The 20927-nt window shown below is 66.2% G+C and carries 16 protein-coding genes and 1 tRNA gene; 10 read left to right on the top strand and 7 right to left on the bottom strand.

Annotated features, from left to right (window positions below; genetic code table 11):
• Positions 1-7: 7 nt before the first annotated feature.
• From ACWEV3_RS15650 to ACWEV3_RS15635, 4 genes are all read left to right on the top strand, one after another.
• The gene (locus ACWEV3_RS15650) at positions 8-1573 is read left to right on the top strand and encodes a hydantoinase/oxoprolinase N-terminal domain-containing protein (protein ID WP_452614528.1); all 1566 of its coding nucleotides are present in this window, start codon (positions 8-10) and stop codon (positions 1571-1573) included.
• Positions 1566-2624 (top strand): DUF917 domain-containing protein, encoded by a 1059-nt coding sequence (locus tag ACWEV3_RS15645; RefSeq protein ID WP_452614527.1) that lies wholly within the window; start codon positions 1566-1568, stop codon positions 2622-2624. Before ACWEV3_RS15650 ends, ACWEV3_RS15645 begins: the two co-directional genes overlap by 8 nt.
• A gap of 556 nt (positions 2625-3180) precedes the next feature.
• Complete coding sequence (locus ACWEV3_RS15640) at positions 3181-3951, top strand: recombinase family protein (protein WP_452614644.1); 771 nt, start codon at positions 3181-3183, stop codon at positions 3949-3951.
• A 284-nt stretch (positions 3952-4235) separates the two neighbouring features.
• Complete coding sequence (locus ACWEV3_RS15635) at positions 4236-5141, top strand: hypothetical protein (RefSeq protein ID WP_452614526.1); 906 nt, start codon at positions 4236-4238, stop codon at positions 5139-5141.
• A gap of 531 nt (positions 5142-5672) precedes the next feature.
• Here ACWEV3_RS15635 and ACWEV3_RS15630 read toward each other — a convergent pair.
• The 3 genes from ACWEV3_RS15630 to ACWEV3_RS15620 are packed head-to-tail and all read right to left on the bottom strand — an operon-like array spanning position 5673 to position 11223.
• Positions 5673-6890 carry a hypothetical protein gene (locus ACWEV3_RS15630; RefSeq protein ID WP_452614525.1) on the bottom strand — a complete coding sequence of 406 codons (1218 nt, stop codon included), beginning with the start codon at positions 6888-6890 and terminating at the stop codon, positions 5673-5675.
• Positions 6887-9787: a DEAD/DEAH box helicase gene (locus tag ACWEV3_RS15625; protein WP_452614524.1), complete on the bottom strand. Its 2901-nt coding sequence runs from the start codon at positions 9785-9787 to the stop codon at positions 6887-6889. Before ACWEV3_RS15625 ends, ACWEV3_RS15630 begins: the two co-directional genes overlap by 4 nt.
• A gap of 5 nt (positions 9788-9792) precedes the next feature.
• Positions 9793-11223, bottom strand: a complete 1431-nt coding sequence (locus ACWEV3_RS15620) for a hypothetical protein (protein WP_452614523.1) — start codon at positions 11221-11223, stop codon at positions 9793-9795.
• A gap of 107 nt (positions 11224-11330) precedes the next feature.
• Here ACWEV3_RS15620 and ACWEV3_RS15615 point away from each other — a divergent pair, with 107 nt between their 5' ends.
• Positions 11331-11924 (top strand): SEFIR domain-containing protein, encoded by a 594-nt coding sequence (locus ACWEV3_RS15615; RefSeq protein WP_452614522.1) that lies wholly within the window; start codon positions 11331-11333, stop codon positions 11922-11924.
• 2 nt (positions 11925-11926) lie between these two features.
• Here ACWEV3_RS15615 and ACWEV3_RS15610 read toward each other — a convergent pair whose 3' ends face one another.
• Complete coding sequence (locus tag ACWEV3_RS15610; RefSeq protein WP_452614521.1) at positions 11927-12742, bottom strand: hypothetical protein; 816 nt, start codon at positions 12740-12742, stop codon at positions 11927-11929.
• Positions 12743-13163: 421 nt separating this feature from the next.
• On the opposite strand from ACWEV3_RS15610, the gene ACWEV3_RS15605 reads away from it, so the two are divergent.
• Positions 13164-13310, top strand: coding sequence for a hypothetical protein (locus tag ACWEV3_RS15605; protein ID WP_452614520.1), 147 nt, complete (start codon positions 13164-13166; stop codon positions 13308-13310).
• Between the two features lie 326 nt (positions 13311-13636).
• Complete coding sequence (locus tag ACWEV3_RS15600; protein ID WP_452614519.1) at positions 13637-15727, top strand: ATP-binding protein; 2091 nt, start codon at positions 13637-13639, stop codon at positions 15725-15727.
• 251 nt (positions 15728-15978) lie between these two features.
• Here ACWEV3_RS15600 and ACWEV3_RS15595 read toward each other — a convergent pair whose 3' ends face one another.
• Positions 15979-16647, bottom strand: a complete 669-nt coding sequence (locus ACWEV3_RS15595) for an integrase core domain-containing protein (RefSeq protein ID WP_452614518.1) — start codon at positions 16645-16647, stop codon at positions 15979-15981.
• A gap of 446 nt (positions 16648-17093) precedes the next feature.
• On the opposite strand from ACWEV3_RS15595, the gene ACWEV3_RS15590 reads away from it, so the two are divergent.
• On the top strand, positions 17094-17720 hold the full coding sequence (locus ACWEV3_RS15590) for a hypothetical protein (protein WP_452614517.1): 627 nt from the start codon (positions 17094-17096) through the stop codon (positions 17718-17720).
• Here the strand turns inward: ACWEV3_RS15590 and ACWEV3_RS15585 are convergent.
• Positions 17685-17770: transfer RNA gene (locus ACWEV3_RS15585), tRNA-Leu, on the bottom strand. The genes ACWEV3_RS15590 and ACWEV3_RS15585 overlap by 36 nt on opposite strands.
• A gap of 122 nt (positions 17771-17892) precedes the next feature.
• Here ACWEV3_RS15585 and ACWEV3_RS15580 point away from each other — a divergent pair.
• Positions 17893-19248, top strand: a complete 1356-nt coding sequence (locus ACWEV3_RS15580; RefSeq protein ID WP_132490077.1) for a M20/M25/M40 family metallo-hydrolase — start codon at positions 17893-17895, stop codon at positions 19246-19248.
• Between the two features lie 54 nt (positions 19249-19302).
• Complete coding sequence (locus ACWEV3_RS15575) at positions 19303-20268, top strand: tyrosine-type recombinase/integrase (RefSeq protein WP_452614516.1); 966 nt, start codon at positions 19303-19305, stop codon at positions 20266-20268.
• A 6-nt stretch (positions 20269-20274) separates the two neighbouring features.
• On the opposite strand, the gene ACWEV3_RS15570 is transcribed toward ACWEV3_RS15575, so the two are convergent.
• On the bottom strand, positions 20275-20913 hold the full coding sequence (locus ACWEV3_RS15570; RefSeq protein WP_452614515.1) for a VOC family protein: 639 nt from the start codon (positions 20911-20913) through the stop codon (positions 20275-20277).
• Positions 20914-20927 lie beyond the last annotated feature (14 nt).

The following is a 20927-nucleotide window of genomic DNA, read 5'->3' as shown; positions in this document are numbered from 1 at the left end:
GTCATCCATGCGCATCGGAATCGACGTCGGGGGCACCAACACCGACGCCGCGCTGCTCGGCGACGACGACCGGGTGCTCGCCGCCGCGAAATCGCCGACCACCTCGGACGTCACTGCCGGCGTCGCCGACGCGGTCCGCCGGGTGCTGGCCGACGCCGACGGCGATGCGGTCACCACGGTCATGATCGGCACCACTCATTTCCTCAACGCCCTGGTCGAAGGCGCCCGCCTCGCGCCGGTGGCGGCGGTGCGCCTCGGTCGGCCGGCCACCGAGGCGTTGCCGCCGATGGTCGACTGGCCGGACCGGCTGCGGCAGGCCGTCGGTGGCCACGCCTACATCTGCCACGGCGGTCGGGAATTCGACGGCCGCCCGTTGTCGGCGCTGGACCCCGACGAACTCAAGCGGGTCGCAGCCGACATCGCCGGGCACGGGGTGCGCTCGGTGGCGGTGTCGTCAGTGTTCTCCCCGGCGGCGGCCGAGGACGAGCAGCGCGCCGCGGAGATCCTCGCCGCCGAGCTCGGAGACGTGCACCTCTCGCTGTCCAACGAAATCGGCCGGGTCGGGCTGCTGGCGCGGGAGAATGCCACGATCGTCAACGCCGCGCTGCGCGATCTCGCGGTGACCATCGTGGAGTCCTTCGGCAAGGCGCTGGCCGACAACGGCGTCACCGCGCCGTTCCTGCTGTCCCAGAACGACGGGACGCTGATGGACCTGGACTTCGCTCGCCGCTACCCGGTCGCCACCTTCGCCTCTGGGCCGACGAACTCGATGCGCGGCGCGGCGTTCCTGTCCGGGCTCACTGACTGCGCGGTGGTCGACGTCGGCGGCACCACCTCCGACGTCGGGGTCCTCATCGGCGGCTTCCCCCGCGAGGCGGCAGCCGACGGGGAGGTGGCCGGGGTGCGCACCAACTTCCGCATCCCCGACGTACTGTCGCTGGGGATCGGCGGCGGGTCGCTGGTTACCGGGGACGGCGAGGTCGGGCCGCGCAGCGTCGGCTACCGGCTGACCGACGAGGCGCTGGTCTTCGGCGGATCGACGCTGACCGCCACCGATCTCGCGGTCGCGGGCGGTTTTGCCGACATCGGCGACGCGGCGCAGGTCGCGCACCTCGACCGGTCGTTCGTGTCGGCGGCGCTGAGCCGCATCGCCGAGCGGCTGGCCGACACGGTTGACCGGATGCGGACCTCCGCCGCGCCGCTGCCCGTGGTCGCCGTCGGTGGTGGCAGCGTGCTCGTGCCCGAGCATCTGCCCGGTTTCCCGGAGGTACACCGGCCCGCGCACTTCGACGTCGCCAACGCCGTCGGCGCGGCGATCGCCCAGGTCGGCGGCGAGGTCGACCGCGTCTTCCAGATACCTGACGGAACCCGGGAGAAGATCCTGGACCAGGCGCGGGAGGAGGCCGTGGCGCGGGCCGAGGAAGCAGGGGCGCGAGCCGGGACGGTTCGCGTCGTGGACGTCGAAGAGGTCCCGCTGGCGTACCTGCCTGGCGGGGCCACGCGGATCCGGGTCAAGGCCGTCGGCGACCTCGACCTGGCCCGGATCGTGCAAGGGGAGGACCGCAATGCGTGAGATCGGCATCGACAACCTCGACGACATCGCCCGGGGCGCGGGCATCCTCGGGACCGGCGGGGGCGGCGACCCCTACATCGGCAAGCTGCTGGCGCGGGAGGCGATCCGCCGCAACGGTCCGGTGACCGTCGTGGACATCGACGAGGTGCCCGCCGACGCCACCGTGGTGCCGATCTCCGGTATGGGCGCGCCGACGATCCTGCTGGAGAAGTTGCCCAACGGGCGCGAGGAGCTCACCGCGCTGCGGGCGCTGGAAGAGGTACTCGGGCGCCGGGCGACGCACATCGTGCCGATCGAGATCGGCGGGGTGAACTCGATGCTGCCGCTGGCGGCGGCGGCCGAAGCGGGACTGCCGGTGGTCGACGGCGACGCGATGGGCCGGGCGTTCCCAGAGGCGCAGATGGTGCTGCCGGGCCTGATCGGGGTGTCCAACACACCCATGGCGATCGCCGACGACAAGGGCAACACGATGGTTGTCCGGGCCGTGGACAACCACACTGCGGAGCGCATCGCGCGCGCCGCCTGCGTGCAGTTGGGCTGCCAGGTGAGTTGCGCGGACACCGTCATGCGGGGCGATCAGCTCGCCGCCGGGCTGGTTCCGGCTACCTTGACATTGGCCGAGCAGCTCGGCCAGGAGGTCCGGCAGGCGCGGGCCGGGCACGCCGATCCGGTGGACGCCGCGCGGAAGCTGCTCGCCGGAAAGCACCTGCTCGCAGGCAAGGTCGTGGACGTGCAGCGGCGGACCGAAGGCGGCTTCGCCCGGGGCCGGACCCGGGTGGAGGGGGCGGGCCGGACGCTCGTGCTGGACTTCCAGAACGAGCACCTGCTGGCCACATTGGACGGTCGGATCACGGCCACCACACCGGACCTGATCTGCGTGCTGGACGCCGAGACCGGGGAGCCGGTGACCACTGAGGGACTGCGTTACGGACTGCGCGTCAGCGTCCTGGCGGCGCCCTGCGACCCGCGGTGGACGAGCCCGGGCGGCCTGGAACTCGCCGGTCCCCGCTACTTCGGATACGACACGGACTACGTCCCGTTGCACGCTTGACCGGCGTCTTCGCCGAGTTCGCCGGCACAGGAAAGGTTCCCTTGCCGAAAACTGCATCCGTGCAGGTCATGCTGCGCGTTGGAACTCGTAGAGGATGCCGCCGGGGCGGTCATGTTGACGTGTGTTGAGGGAATCGGGCTGCTGCGGATTGGAGGCTGGCACGGGCAAGGGACGTAGCGGGCGGGTGTTCGAGCCGAGCGAGTCATCGCCAGTCGGCGGGCGACGCCGGGCAGATCCCTGTAGCGGCGGGGCCCCACGTTCAGTCGGACGCGTGCCGTAGCCGGTGGATCCGGCTCGGTGCCGACTCCGAGGGCAGGCTGGTGGCGGACCGCGGCGAATCCTGACGTGCCGCCACCGCCGCCGGAACCCACGCTCGCCGGGAACTCGGAACGCCCGAGCTCCACGCGTACGCGCTCGAGCGCCTGCCGGATCCAGGCCGTGCAGCGGGGAGCTCGCGTCGCTGGTAGCCGCGATCAGCGGCTTCTCGCGAAGGGCCTCGACCGCGCGGTGCACGGCGGTGCTCGAATTGGCGGCGCCCCACGAGCCGCCGGAACCCATGGATATCGGTTGGTCGATGCTGGGCCGCGCAGTGGGGCGGCGTGTGCATGTGTTGGAGCAGGATTCGGAGACGGCGCCGTGGGTGCGGTGGCTGTTCGCCGAGCGAGCACGGGGTCGGTCGGTGGCGTCGTTGGCGCGGGAGCTCAACGCGCGTGGTGTGCCATGCCCGGCCGGTGCAGATCAGGCTCGGAACACGCATCGTCCAGTGAAGGGGTGGATCGCCCGCACTATTGCGCTGATTTTGGAGAATCCGCGGTACACGGGCGGGCAGGTCTGGAACCGGCACTCCCCCCAGGGCCACGGCGCGAGTGGACGCACGGGTGGCCGAGGCTCGGGGGTAGTGCGCCGGAATGCGGTGCAGGAGTGGGAAGTTTCCGAGCAGTTGTCTCATCGGGCGTTGGTCGATGAGTCCACGTTCCTTGCGGTGCAACGCGAGGTTCGCAAGGACGAATTGGCTGATCTGGTGGTGTGCGGGCAGTGTGCCGTCGGATGGATGCGCACTGGGTGCATGGTCGTGCCGGGTATCGCTGCCGCCATGGCTCCACGGCCGCTCTATCGCGGCCAAGACCGGTGCCCCGTTCCGTGTACGTCCGCGAGGATCACCTTCGCGACGCCCCAGGCCTGCTCAGCCAGCAGAGTGGGGAACCACCCGAGGATGATGTGGGAAACGAGATTGGTGACTATCTCCGCCGAGCAGGCCTGGAGATCGTGTGCGGCCACGTGGGCTGGGTTCTCAGGCCGGCACCAGGCTGTCCAGCTCCAGAGCTGATGGCCGCGCCCGGCCGGATACACTCCGCACCGAGGACGGATTCCACCGTCGAGTGCCAGAAGAAAACCCCCGCTGCCAGCAGTGAGGAGTGCTAGCCGTCGAGTCAGAAAACCCGTGAGGTAAGAGAGTGTCCGAGGGGGACTTGAACCAAATCCCCACCTTGTTCGAGCGGGCCGTGCTGTGCCTGGCAGGCGGTAGCTCAGGTGCGGGTGGGAAGCTCTGATGTGGGCTTCCCGGGATGTGGTGGAGCGGTCGGTGGCGGTGATCATGGGCTCGGTGATCGCGTGACCTTCCTGTTCGGGTTCGGCAATGTCCTGAGCCTTGCTTTGCGGCTGGATGAGCCGATGTATGTGGCGCCGCTGGTCGCTCCGGCGGTCGATCTGTCAGTGCTCGGGTTGCTGCTGGGCACGCGCTACCTTGCCCTGCACGGTGCGCGGCCGGAGCAGCTCCGCCCGGCGCGACGGCTGCTGCTGTTCGCTTCCTTGGTGACGTTGGCGGTGAATGTGGCCGAGCCGATCTGCGCTGGCCAGTTCGGCAAGACCGCCTTCGATCCGGTGGGCCCGTTGCTGCTGACCGGCTGGGCGGAGGTCGGGCCAGGGCTGCTGCAGGCGATTTCCGCGGCCGGGACCCCGTCCAACGCTGAAGGGCAGACAGCCATTGGCCTGGCCGGTGACGGCGGTGCTGTGTCGACAGCGTCGTGTACGGTGTCGTGCAACGAACCTGGTCAACAGCGGGATGATGACGATGCGGCCACGAGCGAAGCCGAGGAACTCGTGTCTCGTGCCGTTGATCTCGACGTCGAGCATTGGCTTCGGCATCGTCGGCCGATCTCGGCGGAGACGTTGCGCCGGGAACTCGGTGTGGGCTCTGCGCGTGCACGCGCGTTGGTGAAACGGATCCGATCTGGCGACACATCAGTTGGTGAGCCACTCGTCGGAACAGTGGCTACAGCAGGCCCGCTCTCCAAGGTCGAGGTTGCAGTCAGGGCACCATGCCTCCATCTGTTCGATGTCGGTGGCGCCGCCCCCGCGCGTAGGGGGCAAGATGTGCAGTCTGGTAATCAGGGCCAATTTCTTTTCCGCAACGCTGGCAGATGCCACCCGAACTGGCGAATAGCTCCCGGGCTTCCGAAACAGGGAGTTTGCGGTGCGGATCTAAACCATAGGGGCACATTATCGAACCTCTTTTGATCGCAGCCGTTTTGAGACCTGTTCACCTCCTATCAAGTGCTGCGGCACCGTCTCTGTTGGCATGGTCGCGTGCTGCGATGACATTGCAGTGTGAGAGAGTCCTCGCCTCGATCGATAGCAGATTCTCGCGCTCTTGGGTGTGCGGTCAGAAATTATCTGACCATCCGCGCCAGGGGCGGGGCACCTGCTAGATCCTGTCCTCGGGCCAGCTGGCGATTCCACGCACTACAGGTATAACCGGCTCAACGTGTGTGTGCGTGGAATGTGGCAGCCGCCAGCAAGCCCACGCGGGATGTCTGGGAACTCACCGTGCCGCAAGGGAGACCGGCTCGTGGAGCCGGTGACAGCATCTGCTCGGGCTGCACGACCCTCCTCGAGCTGGAGCAGCCCCACCGGGCTTCCCGATCGTCTTCGACTCCCTCCCGGACCTCGAAGCCTTCTAATCGGACTGGCTCAACCGCCCACTACCCGAACAACGCTGACCCACCCAGGACCCCGCCCAACCCCGGGGCGGGGCCCTGGGGAGAGGTCTCAGGTGCCCTGTTCCAACTTGCTATCCAGCTGGTCGAGCTGCTCGAGCAAGTCGTTGTCCCCGGCCTCGGCGGCCAGCGCGCGTAGTCTGCTGTCGTCGAGGTCGGGGAACTCCAGCTGATCTCCGGCCATGCGAAGCAGATCGGCGCGGTCCTGCGGCCGATACCGGAATACCCCGAGCAGCGACTTGGCGCGTGCCAGCAGAGCGCGTCGCCGTACTTCGTGGTCCTGGCACCACACCCGGACCACGACGGTCCCGAGATCGACGAACGAGCCCACGTCCCTGATTCTGCGCTTTGTTGGTTCGAAATCCTCGGGAGCGAAATCGGCCTGCCACGATCCGTCCGGATGCTGGAAGAACTCCCGACCAGCTGGGGCATTCCGCTCCAGCCAACCACTGACGATCTGCTCCTGCTGCGAGACATGCGGCGTTTCGTTCTGCAAGGTGAAGCCGATATCGGGATGGTTGGTGCACAGATCGCTGAGCTCTTCGTCGAGCTGACCGCTGATGGCTTCGCTGTAGGCCAGGTAGCGCACGTGCCCGCCGCGCACGACCGTGCGCACGAGGAAAAGCGGGAGGAACACGCACTCCGGCTGGACGTCCTCCGGGTTCTCCACCGAGAGCGGAAGGTTGAACTTGTCGCGGTCGGGGTTCTTCTCCAGGGCGGTGAGCGCAGCACGCCGGAATGGGTAGGTGGAGGTCAACCTGACGAACTTGTCTTCGGTCCGGGCTTGGGCCTCCGCCGGATCCAGGAAGACCTTGGAATCCTGGTAGTAGCGCCGGTGCAGCGGTTCCGATTGGTAGCCGTCGAAGTAGAGCTTGCGCCGATCTTCACGGCGGATCTCGTAACAGATGTTGGCGTCCAACGACTCGCGAGCGAGCGGCGTGAGGGCGAGCTCAGCACTGTTGGGATCCAGGTGTCCGATGCGGTGCAGCACACGGACAGCGCGGTCCACGAGAACGGGGTCCAAGGACAGGAACTCTGCGAGACGCGGAATCGTCGTGAGCCCACCTTCGTCGATGGACCGCTCAAGGAACTTGTCGATGAGCGCGTAGTCACGTCCCGTCCTGGTGGTGGCTTTGACCTCGACTTCGTGCACCGGGAGCAGTACGCGGAACACGCGGGTGGGGTAGACGCCCTGGCGGTATGCCGCGTCCTCCAGAGCGCTGCGCTTGGCTGCGTGCATGTTGTGCCAGGAAGGTTCCTGTGCAGTCATGATCCCACTTCGGTGAGTCGGGCGGCAACGTCGTGGTAGGCGAGGATTTCTCCGTCGCGGCGCAGTGTGGCGCGCAGCCTCTCCATCAGGGCGGTGAACTCGGGAACTCTGCTGGATAGCAGTGCCCCCAAGTCGCCGACGAGCACTAGGCGCTGTTTGGCGCGAGTGAATGCGACGTTGAGACGCCGCAGCTCGTCCAGGAATCCGATGTAGCCGTCTTTGTTGCTGCGGGTGAATCCGTAGAGAACCACGTCGCGCTCCCCGCCTTGGAACGCGTCAACCGTGCCGAAGTTGCCGTCGACGGTCTCCGAGTTCGGTGCCCAGTGGCTCGCCATTTCCTTGAGATGGCCGAGCTGTTCCTTGTAAGGCACGATTAGCGCCCACTCGGCCTGGATGCTGTCGTAGTGCTCGCCGAGCCGATTGAGCATACGCGCCTCGACCTTGTTGATGTATCCCGCGTCTTTCACCCGCGTTTCGCGGCGTTCGTGCTCGGGCAGCGTCGAGGTGTCCACGAACACCAGTGGCTTGGTGAAGAGAGCGTCTCCCCGCTGCGGCTCCACAGCGGATTTCACCGTTCCGCCGTAGAAATGCTCGGAAATGAGTCGCGCGATCGCCTCAGGCATCCGGCGCTGCGTCTGCAGTTGCACCACGTGATCCGCAGGTACTGCCTCGACCAGGGTTTCCAACAGGCTCTTCTGGGACAGGGCCAGGAGTTCAGCGGCATCGTCGCGCTTTCCGACTGCGTCCTTGAATTCTTCCGTGGTCACTGGTGGCAACTGCTTGTGGTCGCCTACCAGCACGGCGCGTTTGCCGCGGATCAGCGGAATCAGCACGTCAGAGGTCTGCACCTGCCCCGCCTCGTCCACGATCACCAGGTCGAACTCCTCCGCGGCGATGTCCTTCTGGGTGGCGGCGCCGACGCAGGTCGTCCCGATGACATCGGCGTAGCGGATCAGCTCTGGGCGGAGCTGCTGGATCGGGCGGGAGGAGACCGCTTCGTGCCACTCGTTGACCAGCCCGGTGCGGGCGTGCAGAAGTCCGATGCGCTTCTGCACGCCCATGTGCAGTCCTTCGACGAACTGGAAAGTCTTCGCATCGTCGGCGCCTTCAGGCACCGGCGGTAGCGGATCGATGTTGACGAGCGCGTGGCTTAGCGCGGAAAGCGTCTTCAGCGCGCCGGTTCGGTTCTGGTCGACTTCCTTCGCAGCGTCCTCGCATTTCAGCTGCGCGGCCTGCACCTCGGGCACGTCCTGGAGCATCGCCTCGAGTTCGTCGTGCGCGAGCCGGAGGTGTTCGCGGGTCTCGTTCACTTGCCTGGAAGCGGTATCGAAGCGGTGGCGTCGCTTCTTGACCCGACGATCGCGCAGCCGGCCTACGAGGTGGGACCACCAGCTGCCCCGGGCGTGATCCGCGCGTTGGACGGCCTGATTCAGGCTGTTCTGCGCATGGCGCGCCCGTTCCCGCTGGTGGTCGAGTTGCTGCGACAGCTGCTGCACGAGGGCGTGCGCGGGACCACCGACCGAGCGGCGGCACCTGTCCAGTTCCGTTTTGCGCGCTGCGAGTTCACTGCGGGACTGTTTCCAGGTCGTGAGCTGCTCGCCCAACAGCTGGTGCCGGCGGAGGGCGTCTGGCAGCTTTTGGTAGTGCTCCCAGGTTACTCGGCTGCTGCGTTTGAGCTCCTCACGCAGCACGTGTGCGTAGTTGTCCAACAGGAGGTGCCGCACGTCGGGATCGACCTTCATCTCATCACCGAGACGGAGTGCGATCACATTTTTCGGGCGCCGGTCCAGGACGTTGTCCACAGCCTTGTTCGAGAACGAGGTGACCAGGGTTTTCCCGCTGTCGGATCCTCCCAGGGCGCTGACCATCTCCGTGATGACACGCGTCTTCCCGGTACCCGGCGGTCCTAGAACGATCAGGATGTCCTCGACGCTCAATGCGCTGCGGAAGGCACGCTCTTGGGACGGGTCGAGCTGTTGGGAGGGATGCACTTCGACCTTGCGCATCGGCAGCGTCTGGTGTTCGACGAGCACCTTCAACAAGGACCGGTTCCGAGTCTGCCGGGCTCGCAGCGCTTCCGCGGTCTCAAGGCGCTTGATGTGCACGACATCGGTCGGTGCCTGGACCAGGTTTCCTGGGCTCGTCAGCTGATTCCAGTCCGGTGACTCGTCGAACTTTACTTTTACCGCCTTGCCGGTCGCCTCTACCACCTGGCCGCGCAGGTCGGAGTTACCGCTTATCTGCACGTAGTCGTGCCGCTTCGGTACAGGGCCTTCGAGATCGAAGATGTAGGTGCTCGTCGTGGCGAAACCGTGCGAGCCTCCCGGACGCACGCGCCGGTAGGTAAAGCCAGCTTGAGAGGAGTTGCTCTGCGCCGCGATTTCGCGAGAGATCTTGTTGAAGGCATCGAGCTTGTCAAGGTAACGTTCGTGCTGGGGGTCGAGACGCGCGACGTTCTCCTGGTCGGCCAAGTCCTGTTCGAGCTGTTGCCATTCCTTGCACAGCTTTTGCCAGCACTTGGTGGGGTTCTCCGGGAGCTCCTTGATCCAATTCTTGACTCGCCACTTGGAGCGCAGTAGCAGACAAGACCGAGCAAGTTTCGCGTGATGCCGCAGCGTGAACGGTGCGGCACCGTTGATCCAGAAGAAGCGTTCGTCCCTGCTCAGACCGAGATCGACGACGTAGCCGTAGGTGTACAGATACAGGCGGCCCTTGCCCCTACCCATTGCCACGGTCGCGGGAACCAGCCCATCAGATCGGCGGGACAGGTCCCTGATGATCTGCTCAGGCCCGGTCGGCAGGAGCGGGGACTTTGACTCGCGCTGGCGCAGCTTTTCCTGCAGGTCATTTCCGGGGATCAAGTGGATCGGACCAGTTACCGGGACTTCTCGCAGCATGCAGCTCACTTCCGGAATGCGGCTGCCAGATCGGCGACCGTCGGACGTCTGGCGGGAACGGGGTCGAGGGCGGCGTCGATCGCCGCGCAAGCTGTCTCCGGTGCGATCGGACAGACCAGCCGCACCGGCAGGGGTTTGCTTTCGCGAGGTCGGTGACCGCTGATCTGGTGGTAGGCGACGGCGGCCAGCTGGTAGCCGTCGGTCCAGGGGCCGATGAGGCCGCTTCTGCGGAAGGTCTGCTCGGGGGCGGGGTAGGTGGCGTGCTCACCCGGAACTGGTGTGCGGGTCGAGGCGCCGAGATCCCGCAGCGCGAGGTTCTCGTCGTCGATCCGGACGATGCTTTGCGGGGCGAGCTGGCGATGGCTGTGCCCGCGGCGGTGCAACGCGTCGAGCGGGTCGGCGAGCCCGGCGAGGGCCGCCAGCGTTCGGCGTACCACGATCGAATCCAGCTCGTCGGGATGCGGGATGTAATCCGCGAGGGTCGCGAAGCGCTTGGGAGGTGCATCCCGCCGAGGCCAGGAGAGCACGAGGGTACGCGTGCGGTCTTCGTCGAGAAGGGCGAGCGGGCGTGGCACAGCTTCCTGCTCCCGGCTGACTTCTTCGGTCAGGTCGCGTTCCGCCGCCAACGCTGCGAAGAGTTCTCCTGTGCACTCGGCTTTCCGCTCGGCCTGTCGCAGCCAGACCCACTCGTGGGGCTCGCCGATGAGCATCGCCGGCGACTGACGCAGCACCTCTGGACCGCCTTCTCCGCCGGGCGTATCAACTCCGTCGTGCACGAGGAGCCTCTGTCCCTCCAGAACGATCGTTTCTCCGGTGCGGAGGATCACCTTCGCAGCAGGCGGGGGCGTGTCGACGCCGTGAAGAGGCCTCTGTTCCTGAGCGATCGTGTGAGGCGGTCCTTGGGGTGGCTCGGCGTGTAGGGGACTGTTGCGCAATACGCGCAGGAGGTTCTGGACCTCGGGATCATCGGTGCCGATATGGCTGATCGTGTAGCGATCCGTGGAGTAACTGGTCAGCATTCGGGGGAGGTCCTCGATGGTCCTGCCGGGTAGGACGACCGGCAGCATCTTCTTGAGCGACCGAGGAAGGTTTTCCGCGAGGTCGTTGCGGGCGAGTGCGGCTCCGATCACGACCCCGGGATCGCCCGGCTGCATGGAGTCCATCACGAGCTTCATCTCGGGCGAGGCTATGACCAGGATGAAATCCGCTTCGTCGAACCGCGCGATCTCGTCGACGACGTGATCGGACCGCTGCGGTGGGCTCCATTCGGGCAAGCCGGCCTTGATGCCGTTTCTTCGTAGCATCGTGGCGAATTCGAGCACTTGTGCGATGTGCTCGTCCGAGTCGTGTGCGCGGAAGACGTAGACGCACGGGTCTTGCGCGGATTCCCCCGGATTCGGCACGACCAGACGCTCCTCCACTTCCGTGATCGGCACCAGCGGAGAACGTGCCACACCGGATCCAGCGGTGGTGTGGAAGAACCCGAATTGTCCAGGATTTGGCCAGTGCAGAGAGTGGCTGAATAGTCATCGACCGTGCTGTCATGGGGCCGGTCAAGGTCTCCGGCGAGTCGTGTGACGAGGGAGAAATGCCGCTACCCACCGTCTTCATCTCTTACATCCACGAGGACGAAGAACACCGCGAACAGGTGTTGAAGTTCGCGCAGTTGCTGGCATGTCTGGGAATCGACTCGGTGAACGACTTCTGGCTCAAGCCGTACCGCCACGACATCAGCAAGTGGGCCGAGCACTACATCAGGAACTCGGACTACACGCTGGTGATCGCTTCGCCGCGGTTCCGGCTCATCGGCGACGGGTACGGCACTGACGATGAGAACGAGGGCGGTCAATGGGAAATCGCTCTCCTGCGGGAAAAGCTCCAGCAAACCCGGAGTGTGTGGACCCGCCGCATCCTCCCGGTCCTGCTTCCCGGGCACACGAAGGAGGAGATCCCCGACTTCCTCCAACCCTCCGGTGCGCACCACTACCACGTCCCGGAGATCACGAAGGACGGTATCGAGAAGCTGTACCGCACGTTGACCAAGCAACAGAAGCACGTCAAGCCGGAATTGGGGGAGCCGATGGTGTTGCGGCCAAAGTCCGGCCCCGGCTCCCCGGGCTGGGAGTCTGGGGAGTAGCGCTACTGATCCCACCGGATGCCGTAGGCGAACTCCGGCTGGAGGTTCCGGAAGCACACGTGCACCTCGCCAGCGGCATCCGTTTCGAGCGGTGTGCCGGTCACCGATCGCAGGTCGTTCTGGGAGACCTTCTCCAACAGCCCGACCGTGCGCGGAGTCCGCGTGCCGAAGCGAACCGTGAGGGTGAACTCCGCGCAGGCGCTCTTCGGCACGCACACGTAGTAGGGCAGCATTTCCGCCGCGCGAATCCGCAACGCGATCTCATGCTTCTGCCCGCGCCGCAACGGTTCGGGTGGCCGGAGCGTAAGCCCGGTCTGCTTGCTTGATTCGTTCCGCGTGCGCAGCAGTGTCCCACCGGCGAACACATCGACATTGACATCATCCGTGCCGTGGGCAACCAGCTGGCCCGAAGCGGTCAGCGTGGTTGCGAGGTCGAGTTCGTCGAGAGATTCATTGCAGGCCACCACTCTGCGGAACACGAATGCCTCGGGCCTCGGTTGGTCGAGCGCGAGCAGCACTCGCATCCGTTCGGTGTGCCAAGAACTTGTCGGTGTTGTCGCCGTCTCGCCGCCTTCGGCCAGCAGCAATGCCAGCTCTGCGCATCCTTCGTCGATACGACGTCGAGCGGTGCGAATGTCACGGTCGATGTCCTGCGCGATCCAGGCTTGCCGGTCCTTGAGAAAACGGGATCCGGGGCCACTGATCCCTAACGCTGTCAGCGCGGCCTGCCGTTGTTCACGCCCCAGCAACTGGGCCTGTCGAGATATTGCCTCGATGACCTTCTGTACGGTACTTGCCGGTGTGTCGTCGGAGGTCACTCCGCATGCAGCGCGGAGAGTGTCGCCGATCTCACCCGCTCGTGCCAGGCACAGCCCGCGATTCCTGCGAAGTCGCTTCAGCTCCGCTTCGCAGTCCTCAGCGCTGCTTCCCACTATCCCTCCCAGTGACCACGGTTGCTGATGATGTCGGCAAATTCCAATGCAGGTTTCGTCTTGGCACGATGGAACTGCTCTCGGAAACGGAATACGCCGAGGGAGTGAATTTCATTCAGGCGGTAATGAGGAGAGCAGCTCGAACGCTGTGAAGTGGCGGCCATTCAGCTGCGGGCCGATTTCGGCGCAGGGTGAACTGATCAACTGATCCGGGCTCTCGATCAGTTAGCCTATCTCCCGGTTCTAGAAGACCGAATCAACTACACCTAAAGACGTTGGCTGCGCAATGGTGGGGCAGGGAACCTGCTTGACCTGCAACGCCGGAGTGCTGACCGGGGCGCTGGTGTCGCAGGCCTGCGGCGGCTTGGGCGAGGACCCGACTGCGCTGCACGGCACGGGCTTCGGTGTTGTTGCCACGTGGGTGATCGTCTGCGTTTCACCCGGGTTCGGCTAAGGTTTTCTGCGATCTTCACTCGGATAGAGCAACAGCTCCTCGTCACATTCGAGGGTTTTCACTGCTCCGGGCGATCAGCGGTCCAAAATGATCAGCCATCAGGTTCCTTTAGCTGGGCGCAACTGGTTTGTGACGAGGTTTGGATTCTTCGTTAAGCGGTATCCAGGGCAGGCTCGGTGTGTTGTCATGGACATGGGTGATCATGTTCGAGGGGTGGGGGACGCATGCATGGGACGGCGGACCGCTCAGTCGTCGCCGGGGGAGCACGCAATGAGGTGTCGGGTTCGGTTGGCACTGTGGTTCAGGCAGGCACCATCGTCGGTGACGTGCACTTGCAGACGCTTCCCAGCTTACCGGTTCCGCAACAGCTGCCACCTGCACCGGGTGGTTTCGTGGGGCGCAGCGAGCAGCTGGAGGAGCTGAGCGCTGGTTTTTCCGAGCAGTCAGGAACATTGCAGGCAGGCCCGCGGATCACGTTGGTGTGTGGAACTGCGGGTGTCGGGAAGACGGCGCTTGCGGTGCACTGGGCTCATCAGGTGAGTGCGGACTTCCCGGACGGTCAGCTGTACGTCGACTTGCGCGGCTATGGCCCGAATCGTCCGTTGGATCCTGGCGAGGTGCTGGCCGGATTCCTGCGTGCCCTGGGAACGCCGGCGGAGGAAATCCCAGATGCTCTGACTGAACGGGCTGCGCTGTATCGGAGTCTCCTTGCTGGGCGGCGCGTTCTCGTGGTGCTGGACAACGCGTGCGCTGAGAACCAGGTGCGTCCCTTGTTGCCGGGCTCGGCGTCTTGCCGCACGTTGGTCACGAGTCGTCGTGTGTTGTCGGGTCTGATCGTTGGCGAGGGTGCTGCCCTCGTCCGAGTCGATCTGTTGACCGTGGCGGCGGCGTTGGAGCTATTTCGCACGCTGGTTGGTGCGCGTGTTGATGAGGAGCCGGCCGCTGCTAATTCCGTGATCAGGTCCTGTGCGCGGTTGCCGTTGGCCTTGCGGGTGGCGGGGCAAGCAGCGCGTCTGCGGCCTTCGATGTCACTGGCTGACCTCGCCGCGGATCTGACGGACCGGGAGATCCAGCTGGATGTCTTGGGCGATGATGACCCGTCGACGTCCGCTCGGACGGTGTTCTCGTGGTCCTATGAGCAGCTTCATGGTGATGCTGCAAGGGCTTTTCGTTCGTTGGGTGTGTATCCGGGACATGACTTTGACGCTTATGCGTTGGCCGCATTGCTGGACATCACGCCCCGAGCAGCCGGGCGCGCCATTGATTCCTTGGTCCGAGCGCACCTCGTTCAGGATCCGGGCAGCGGTCGGTTCGATGTGCACGACCTCTTGCGATCGTACGCTGAGGAGATCGCGGAGCAGCATGACAGCGACAACGATCGCTGCTCCGCCGTGCATCGGCTGTTCGACTACTACTTGCACACTGCTGACAAGGCGGACCGGGTCATCACACCGCACCGTTACCGGATTCCGCTGGAGGGCGTGGTGCGTGCCTCGCCGGTGTTCGATGACCACGACAATGCCCTGGCGTGGCTGAATGCCGAGCGACCCAACACCACGGCGATATTCCGGGTGGCGGATCCGGCTCTGGATTCGCGCCTGTGGCTGCTGGCCTACACGCTGCGCGGCTACTACTTCCTCAGCAAGCAGTGGAAGGACTGGACGGAAACGCATGAGCTGGCTCTTGAAGCCACCCAACGTAACGGTCACCACTACGCCGAGGCTCAAACCCGAAACAACCTCGGACTGGCGCTACTGGAGCAAGGACAGCTTGATGCTGCAGCCGACCACTACGAGAAGGCGCGTAAGCTCTTTGAGTTCGTTGGTGACATTTACGGTGTGAGCAATGCGCTCGCCAACCGAGCAGGAGTCCTGCACCACCTCGGTGACAACGAGTCGGCCCTGCAGGAGCTCGAGCGTGCGCTGGCTTGCTACGAGCAGACCGGGGCAAGGCGGAACGTTGCGATCACCCTGCGCAGGATGGCTCGCATCGAGATCGACTTGGAGCGCTTCGGTGCTGCCGTCTCGCGGCTGGGCCGCGCGTTGGACCTGTTCGGTGATCTCGGGTTGCCGTTGGATTCGGCGATAGCGTTCAACTGCCTCGGCGAGGCACACCACCAGGTTGGCAACCAAGTTGAGGCCAAACAGGCGCACGAAAGGGCCGTGGTGCTCAGCGACGAGTGCGGCAGCCGCTTCGAGAGCGCCCGCGCTCACCACGGCCTAGGCCGCATCGCCGCCGGCCGGGGCCGAATCTCGGAGGCTGAGGAGCATTGGGAAGAGGCGTTCGCTCGCTACACCGCTTTGGGGGCATCGGAGGTTCGTCAGCTGAACGACGAGCGGACAACGCTGCAGAAGACATCAGTCCCACGGCAACGCAGCGAATCGCCGCGACAGAACCCCGGTTCGCACACTGAATGAGCGCAGTCTGCGGCACTCGAGGGGTCTTCGAAGTCGGGGCAAAAGCCTTGTCCTGACGCCGAACAAGCGCCGTCCGGGTGATTCACCGCTGGTCGAAATCGTCGTCAGTCCGGTCGGTCCAGCAGATCGGCCTGCACGGCGCCAAGAGCGCGTCGATGCGGGGAGTGATACCGGGTTGCGGAGGTTGCGCTCTGCACCCCGTCAGAGGCATCGCCCGGACCTTGCCCTTGCCGGAACCTCATCCGAACTGGTCATGCGGCATGCCGGTATTCGTGGAGGATGCCGCCGATGCGATCGTGTCGTCGTATGTCGAGGCTGGCTATCTTGTCTGGATCTGCAAAAGGCGTGGGCAACGGCTTGCACGGGTGGGCGTTCGCGATGCCTTGGTGTGGGCGGTGTTCGTTGTAGAAGTCCTCGAGCTCGCGCAAGGCATAGAGCAGGCCCCGCTGCTTCCAGATCAGTGTGCGGTCCAGGAGTTCGCGTCGGCAGGTCTGCCCCCATCTTTCCATGATTGAGTTCATCCTCGGCATCTGGACGCCGCTGAGCACGACCTCTACCCTCGAATCCGACAGGACGGTATCGAACAGGGCGGGGAATTTGCTGTCGCGGTTCCGGATCAGGAACCTTGCTCGGCAGCCGGCTTCCTCGAGGTCCATGACGAGATTCTTCGCGGCTTGGGCGACCCACGAAGCGGTCGGGTGTGCGGTGGTGCCCAGGATCCGGATCTGCCGGGTGGTGTGCTCGATGACGGTGAGCACGTACATTCTTGTTCCAGACAGGGTGACCGTCTCGAAGAAGTCGCACGCCAGCAAGGCGTCGGCCTGGGAGCGTAGGAAGTCCGCCCACGTGCTGGAGTTGCGTTCGGGGGCCGGATCGATCCCAGCAGCCTGCACGATCTCCCAGACGGTGGACGCGGCCACTTTCACCCCCCAGGACGAGCAATTCGCTGTGAAGTCGGCGGTATCCCCAGCTGGGGTTCTCCTTGGCCAGGCGCAGCACCAATGCCCGCACGGAGCGGACGGTGCGTGGCCGGCCCGGGCGCTTCGGCTTGGAAACGGTCGCATGGCGGCGTGCGATGAGGTCGCGGTGCCAGCGCAGCACCGTGTCCGGGCGTACCAGCAACGGCAACCTGCGCAGGACGTTCCGTGGCAGCCGGTGCAGTAGCGCTGACAGGAACGCCCGATCGCTTGGAATGAACCGCACCCTGTTCTTGCCGAGTTGACGCTCCAGCACGGTGATCTGATGGCGCAAAGCCAGGCTCTCGACGTCCTTGTCCCGATCACTCATGGGTAGCAGGCGCAACATGGCGAACGCATTCGTCACACCCAGGTAGGCCAGTTGCAACAGCACAGTCGATCATCATGCGGTGGCGCACGACCGCAGCGAAAGCGTCCGCTCGAGCGACTACAGTCGACCTACCCGTGCCGGACTGCTTCTCACCAGGGCGGATGAGGTTATCGGCAAGGGCAAGGTCGACATCCTCCCGGATCTGGACGGCTGGCTGGCTTCGTTGTTCACCGACGACCGAATCCACGACACCGTCACCCGTCTGGCGGCAGCTGCGGATGATGACACGGGCCGGGGCACCGAACACCTCCGTGCCGCTCAGGCCACTGTCCGGGACTGCCAGCGCAAGCTCACGCGGTACCGGCAAGCGCTCGACGAGGGGAGTGATCCAGGGGTTATCGGTAGGTGGATCGCGGACGTCGAAGCCCAGCAGGTGCAGGCCGAGGCTGTCCTCCGCCGTGCCACTCCGCGCCGGGCGAAGATCACACCCGACTACGTCGAACAACTGTTCACCGCGTGTCGAAGCGCTGCGCGCTCGCTTCACCGAGCGGCCCCTGAGCGAAAGGCGCCGGTCTACCGCGCACTCGGTCTCAAGGTCACCTACCAAAAAGAAACCCACACTGCGGAAGTCCAGGTTGATCCTGATCCAAGCAGTGTGGGGATTTTGTCGTGTCCGAGGGGGGACTTGAACCCCCACGCCCATTAGTAGGGCACTAGCACCTCAAGCTAGCGCGTCTGCCATTCCGCCACTCGGACATCTTCGGCTCGGCCCTCTTTCTTTCGGGCCTCCCCGCTGTGTTGTGTACATAGATTAGCCCATGGTCAAACACGCTCCAACGGCACCCCCCTCTTCCGTGGCCGGGTGATAGAAATGCCTGGTGAGCGCACACAACGAGGGTATCTCCGGCACTGATCACGACGCTGGGTTGCTGCGGGCCGAGGACGAGGTCGTCGGCCTGGCGAGCGACCTGATCCGCATCGACACCACCAACACGGGCGACCCCGAGACGCTCGTCGGCGAGCGTGCCGCCGCCGAGTTCGTGGCGGCCAAGCTCAGCGAGGTCGGTTACGACGTCACCTACGTCGAGTCCGGGGACCACCCCGGGCGCGGCAACGTCATCGCCCGCTTGCCCGGCGCCGACTCCACGCGGGGCGGGCTGCTCGTGCACGGGCACCTGGACGTCGTTCCCGCCGATCCCGCCGAGTGGTCCGTCCACCCGTTCTCCGGGGCCGTGCAGGACGGCTACGTGTGGGGGCGCGGCGCCGTCGACATGAAGGACATGCTGGCCATGAGCCTCGCCGTCGCGCGGCGGCTCAAGCGCGACGGCATCACCCCGCCGCGGGATGTCGTCTTCGCGTTCCTGGCCGACGAGGAGGCCGGCAGCTTCCACGGGGCTCAGTGGCTGGTGGACCACCGGCCCGAGCTCTTCGAGGGCTGCACCGAGGCGATCAGCGAGGTCGGCGGCTTCTCGGTCACGCTCAAGGACGGCGTTCGCGCCTACCTCGTGCAGTCCGCGGAGAAGGGCATCCGCTGGCTGAAGCTGCGGGTGCGGGCGCGCGCCGGGCACGGCTCGATGGTGCACGACGACAACGCCGTCACCAAGCTCTCCGAGGCCGTTGCGAAGCTCGGCAACCACCGGTTCCCGCTGGTGCTGACCGACTCGGTTCGCGAGTTCCTCGCCGGCGTCACCGAGATCACCGGCTGGGACTTCCCGGAGAACGACATCGAGGGCGCCGTCGCCAAGCTCGGGAACCTGTCGCGGATCGTCGGCGCCACGCTGCGCGACACCGCGAACCCGACGATGCTCACCGCCGGGTACAAGCACAACGTGATCCCGTCGGTGGCCGAGGCCGCCGTGGACTGCCGGATCCTGCCCGGGCGGGAGGAGGCCTTCGATCGCGAGCTGGCCGAGCTCCTCGGGCCCGACGTGGAGCGGGAGTGGGTCGGGTTGCCGCCGGTGGAGACCAAGTTCGAGGGGCGCATCGTCGATGTGATGACCGCGTCGCTGCTCGCCGAGGATCCGGGGGCGAAGGCGCTGCCCTACATGATGTCCGGCGGCACCGACGCGAAGTCGTTCAGCCGGCTGGGCATGAACTGCTTCGGCTTCGCGCCGTTGAAGCTGCCCGCGGACCTCGACTTCGCCGCCCTGTTCCACGGCGTCGACGAGCGGGTCCCGGTGGACTCGCTGAAGTTCGGCACCCGCGTGCTCGACCGGTTCATCCGCAACAGCTGATTGTCGGTGCCGTCTGGTTTCATCTACCCGAGTTGATCATCGGGGAGGTGCGGCGTGGACGTGGCGCGGTTGATCGAGGTCTACCTGGAGCACCTGCAGGCCAGGAAGCTCGCGGCCAATTCGCTGCGCGCCTACCGCCGCGACCTGGAGTCGGTGGCCGGTGAGCTGGTCGAGCTCACCGGCACCGGCGCCGACCGGCTGGCCGTGGACCTGGTCACCGCCTCGGTGCTGCGGTCGGCGTTCGCGCGGTTCGCCGCGTCGCGGTCCGCCTCGTCGGTGACCCGGGCCTGGTCGACCTGGAACGGTTTCTTCGGGTTCCTGGTGGTCGAGGGCGCGGTGTCCGGCAATCCGATGCAGGTGGTGCCGAAGCCGCGCAACGCTCCCTCCACACCGAAGCCGCTGCAGGGCGAGGACACCCCCGAGCGGCTGCTGCGCACGGTGGCCGCCGGGGCCCGGCGGGCGCGGAATCCGTGGCCGGAGCGTGATCTCGCCGTGCTCGCCACGCTGCTGTGCACCGGGGTGCGCTCGGCCGAGCTGCTGGAACTGACCGTCGGCTCGCTGGCCGGCCGGGCGGGGGATCGCCGGCTGCACGTGCACGGCAAGGGCGGCAAGAACCGGTCCATCCCCATCGAGGACACCCTGGACTCGCTGATCCAGAGCTACCTGGAGTCGCGGCGGGTGCGGTTCGGCGACCGGCTGCCCGGCGGCGAGCCGCTGTTCGTCGATCACCACGGCGAGGCGTTGCGCCGGGGCGGCCTGCAGTACCTGGTGCGGCAGTCCCTGCGGGCGGCGGGCGTCTCCGACCGGGTGCAGCCGGGCGCGATGGTGCACGCGCTGCGGCACACCTTCGCTACACGGCTCGCCGAGGACGGGGCGAGCGCCGCCGAGATCGCCAAGCTGCTCGGGCACTCGTCGATCAACTCCAGCCAGACCTACATCGACGTCACCGCGCGCGAGCAGCGGTTGTCCGTGCGCGCCAACCGGACGTTGCAGGTGCTCGGCGAGCTCTCCGGCGGCTAGCCGCAGTCAGCCCCACTTGTCGGCCGCGGCCAGGCCGATCGTCGCTCCGGCCGGGTCGGACACCACCGCCGTCGCGCCCAGCAGCGGGTGATCGGCGCGGTCGACGGTTTCGCCGCCCAGCTCCACCACCCGGGCGCTGATCGCCTCGACGTCCTCCACCGCGAAGTAGCACAGCCAGCCCCAGCCGGCCGGTCGCCGCATCGTGCGGGACGCCAGCGGCCGGCCGTGGGCGAGGTACTGGTCCGCGTGCACGGACCAGCTTAGGATGTCCGCCCAGAACGCGTCGGCGCGGTCCGGGACCGCCGTGCACAGCTCGATCCAGCAGGGCTCGCCCGGCCGCGGGCTCGGCGCCCACGGCCCGTGCTGGGCCCGCCCCTTGGCGATGAGCGCGACCGCGTCGTCGGGTCCGGTCAGCGAGCCGTCCTGGGTGGTGCCGGCGAACATGGGGCGCCAGCCGGGCAGTTCGCGGCCGCGCGGGGAGCGCATCGCGGCGCAGCGGCGGTTGCCCACCCAGCAGTCGAAGCCGGCGCCGGTCGGTGCCGGGGTCCAGTCGAGCAGGGCCCGGTAGAAGACCGCCGAAGCTATCGGGTCCTGGCTGATCAGGTCGGCGCGGCGCAAGCCGCGGACTACGGGACGTGCGGGCACCGTCGATTCCTCGC

This window comes from Saccharopolyspora sp. NPDC003752 (assembly GCF_053605825.1).
The sequence above is the reverse complement of the archived record's forward strand: the minus strand, read 5'-3'. Positions and strand labels throughout refer to the sequence as shown.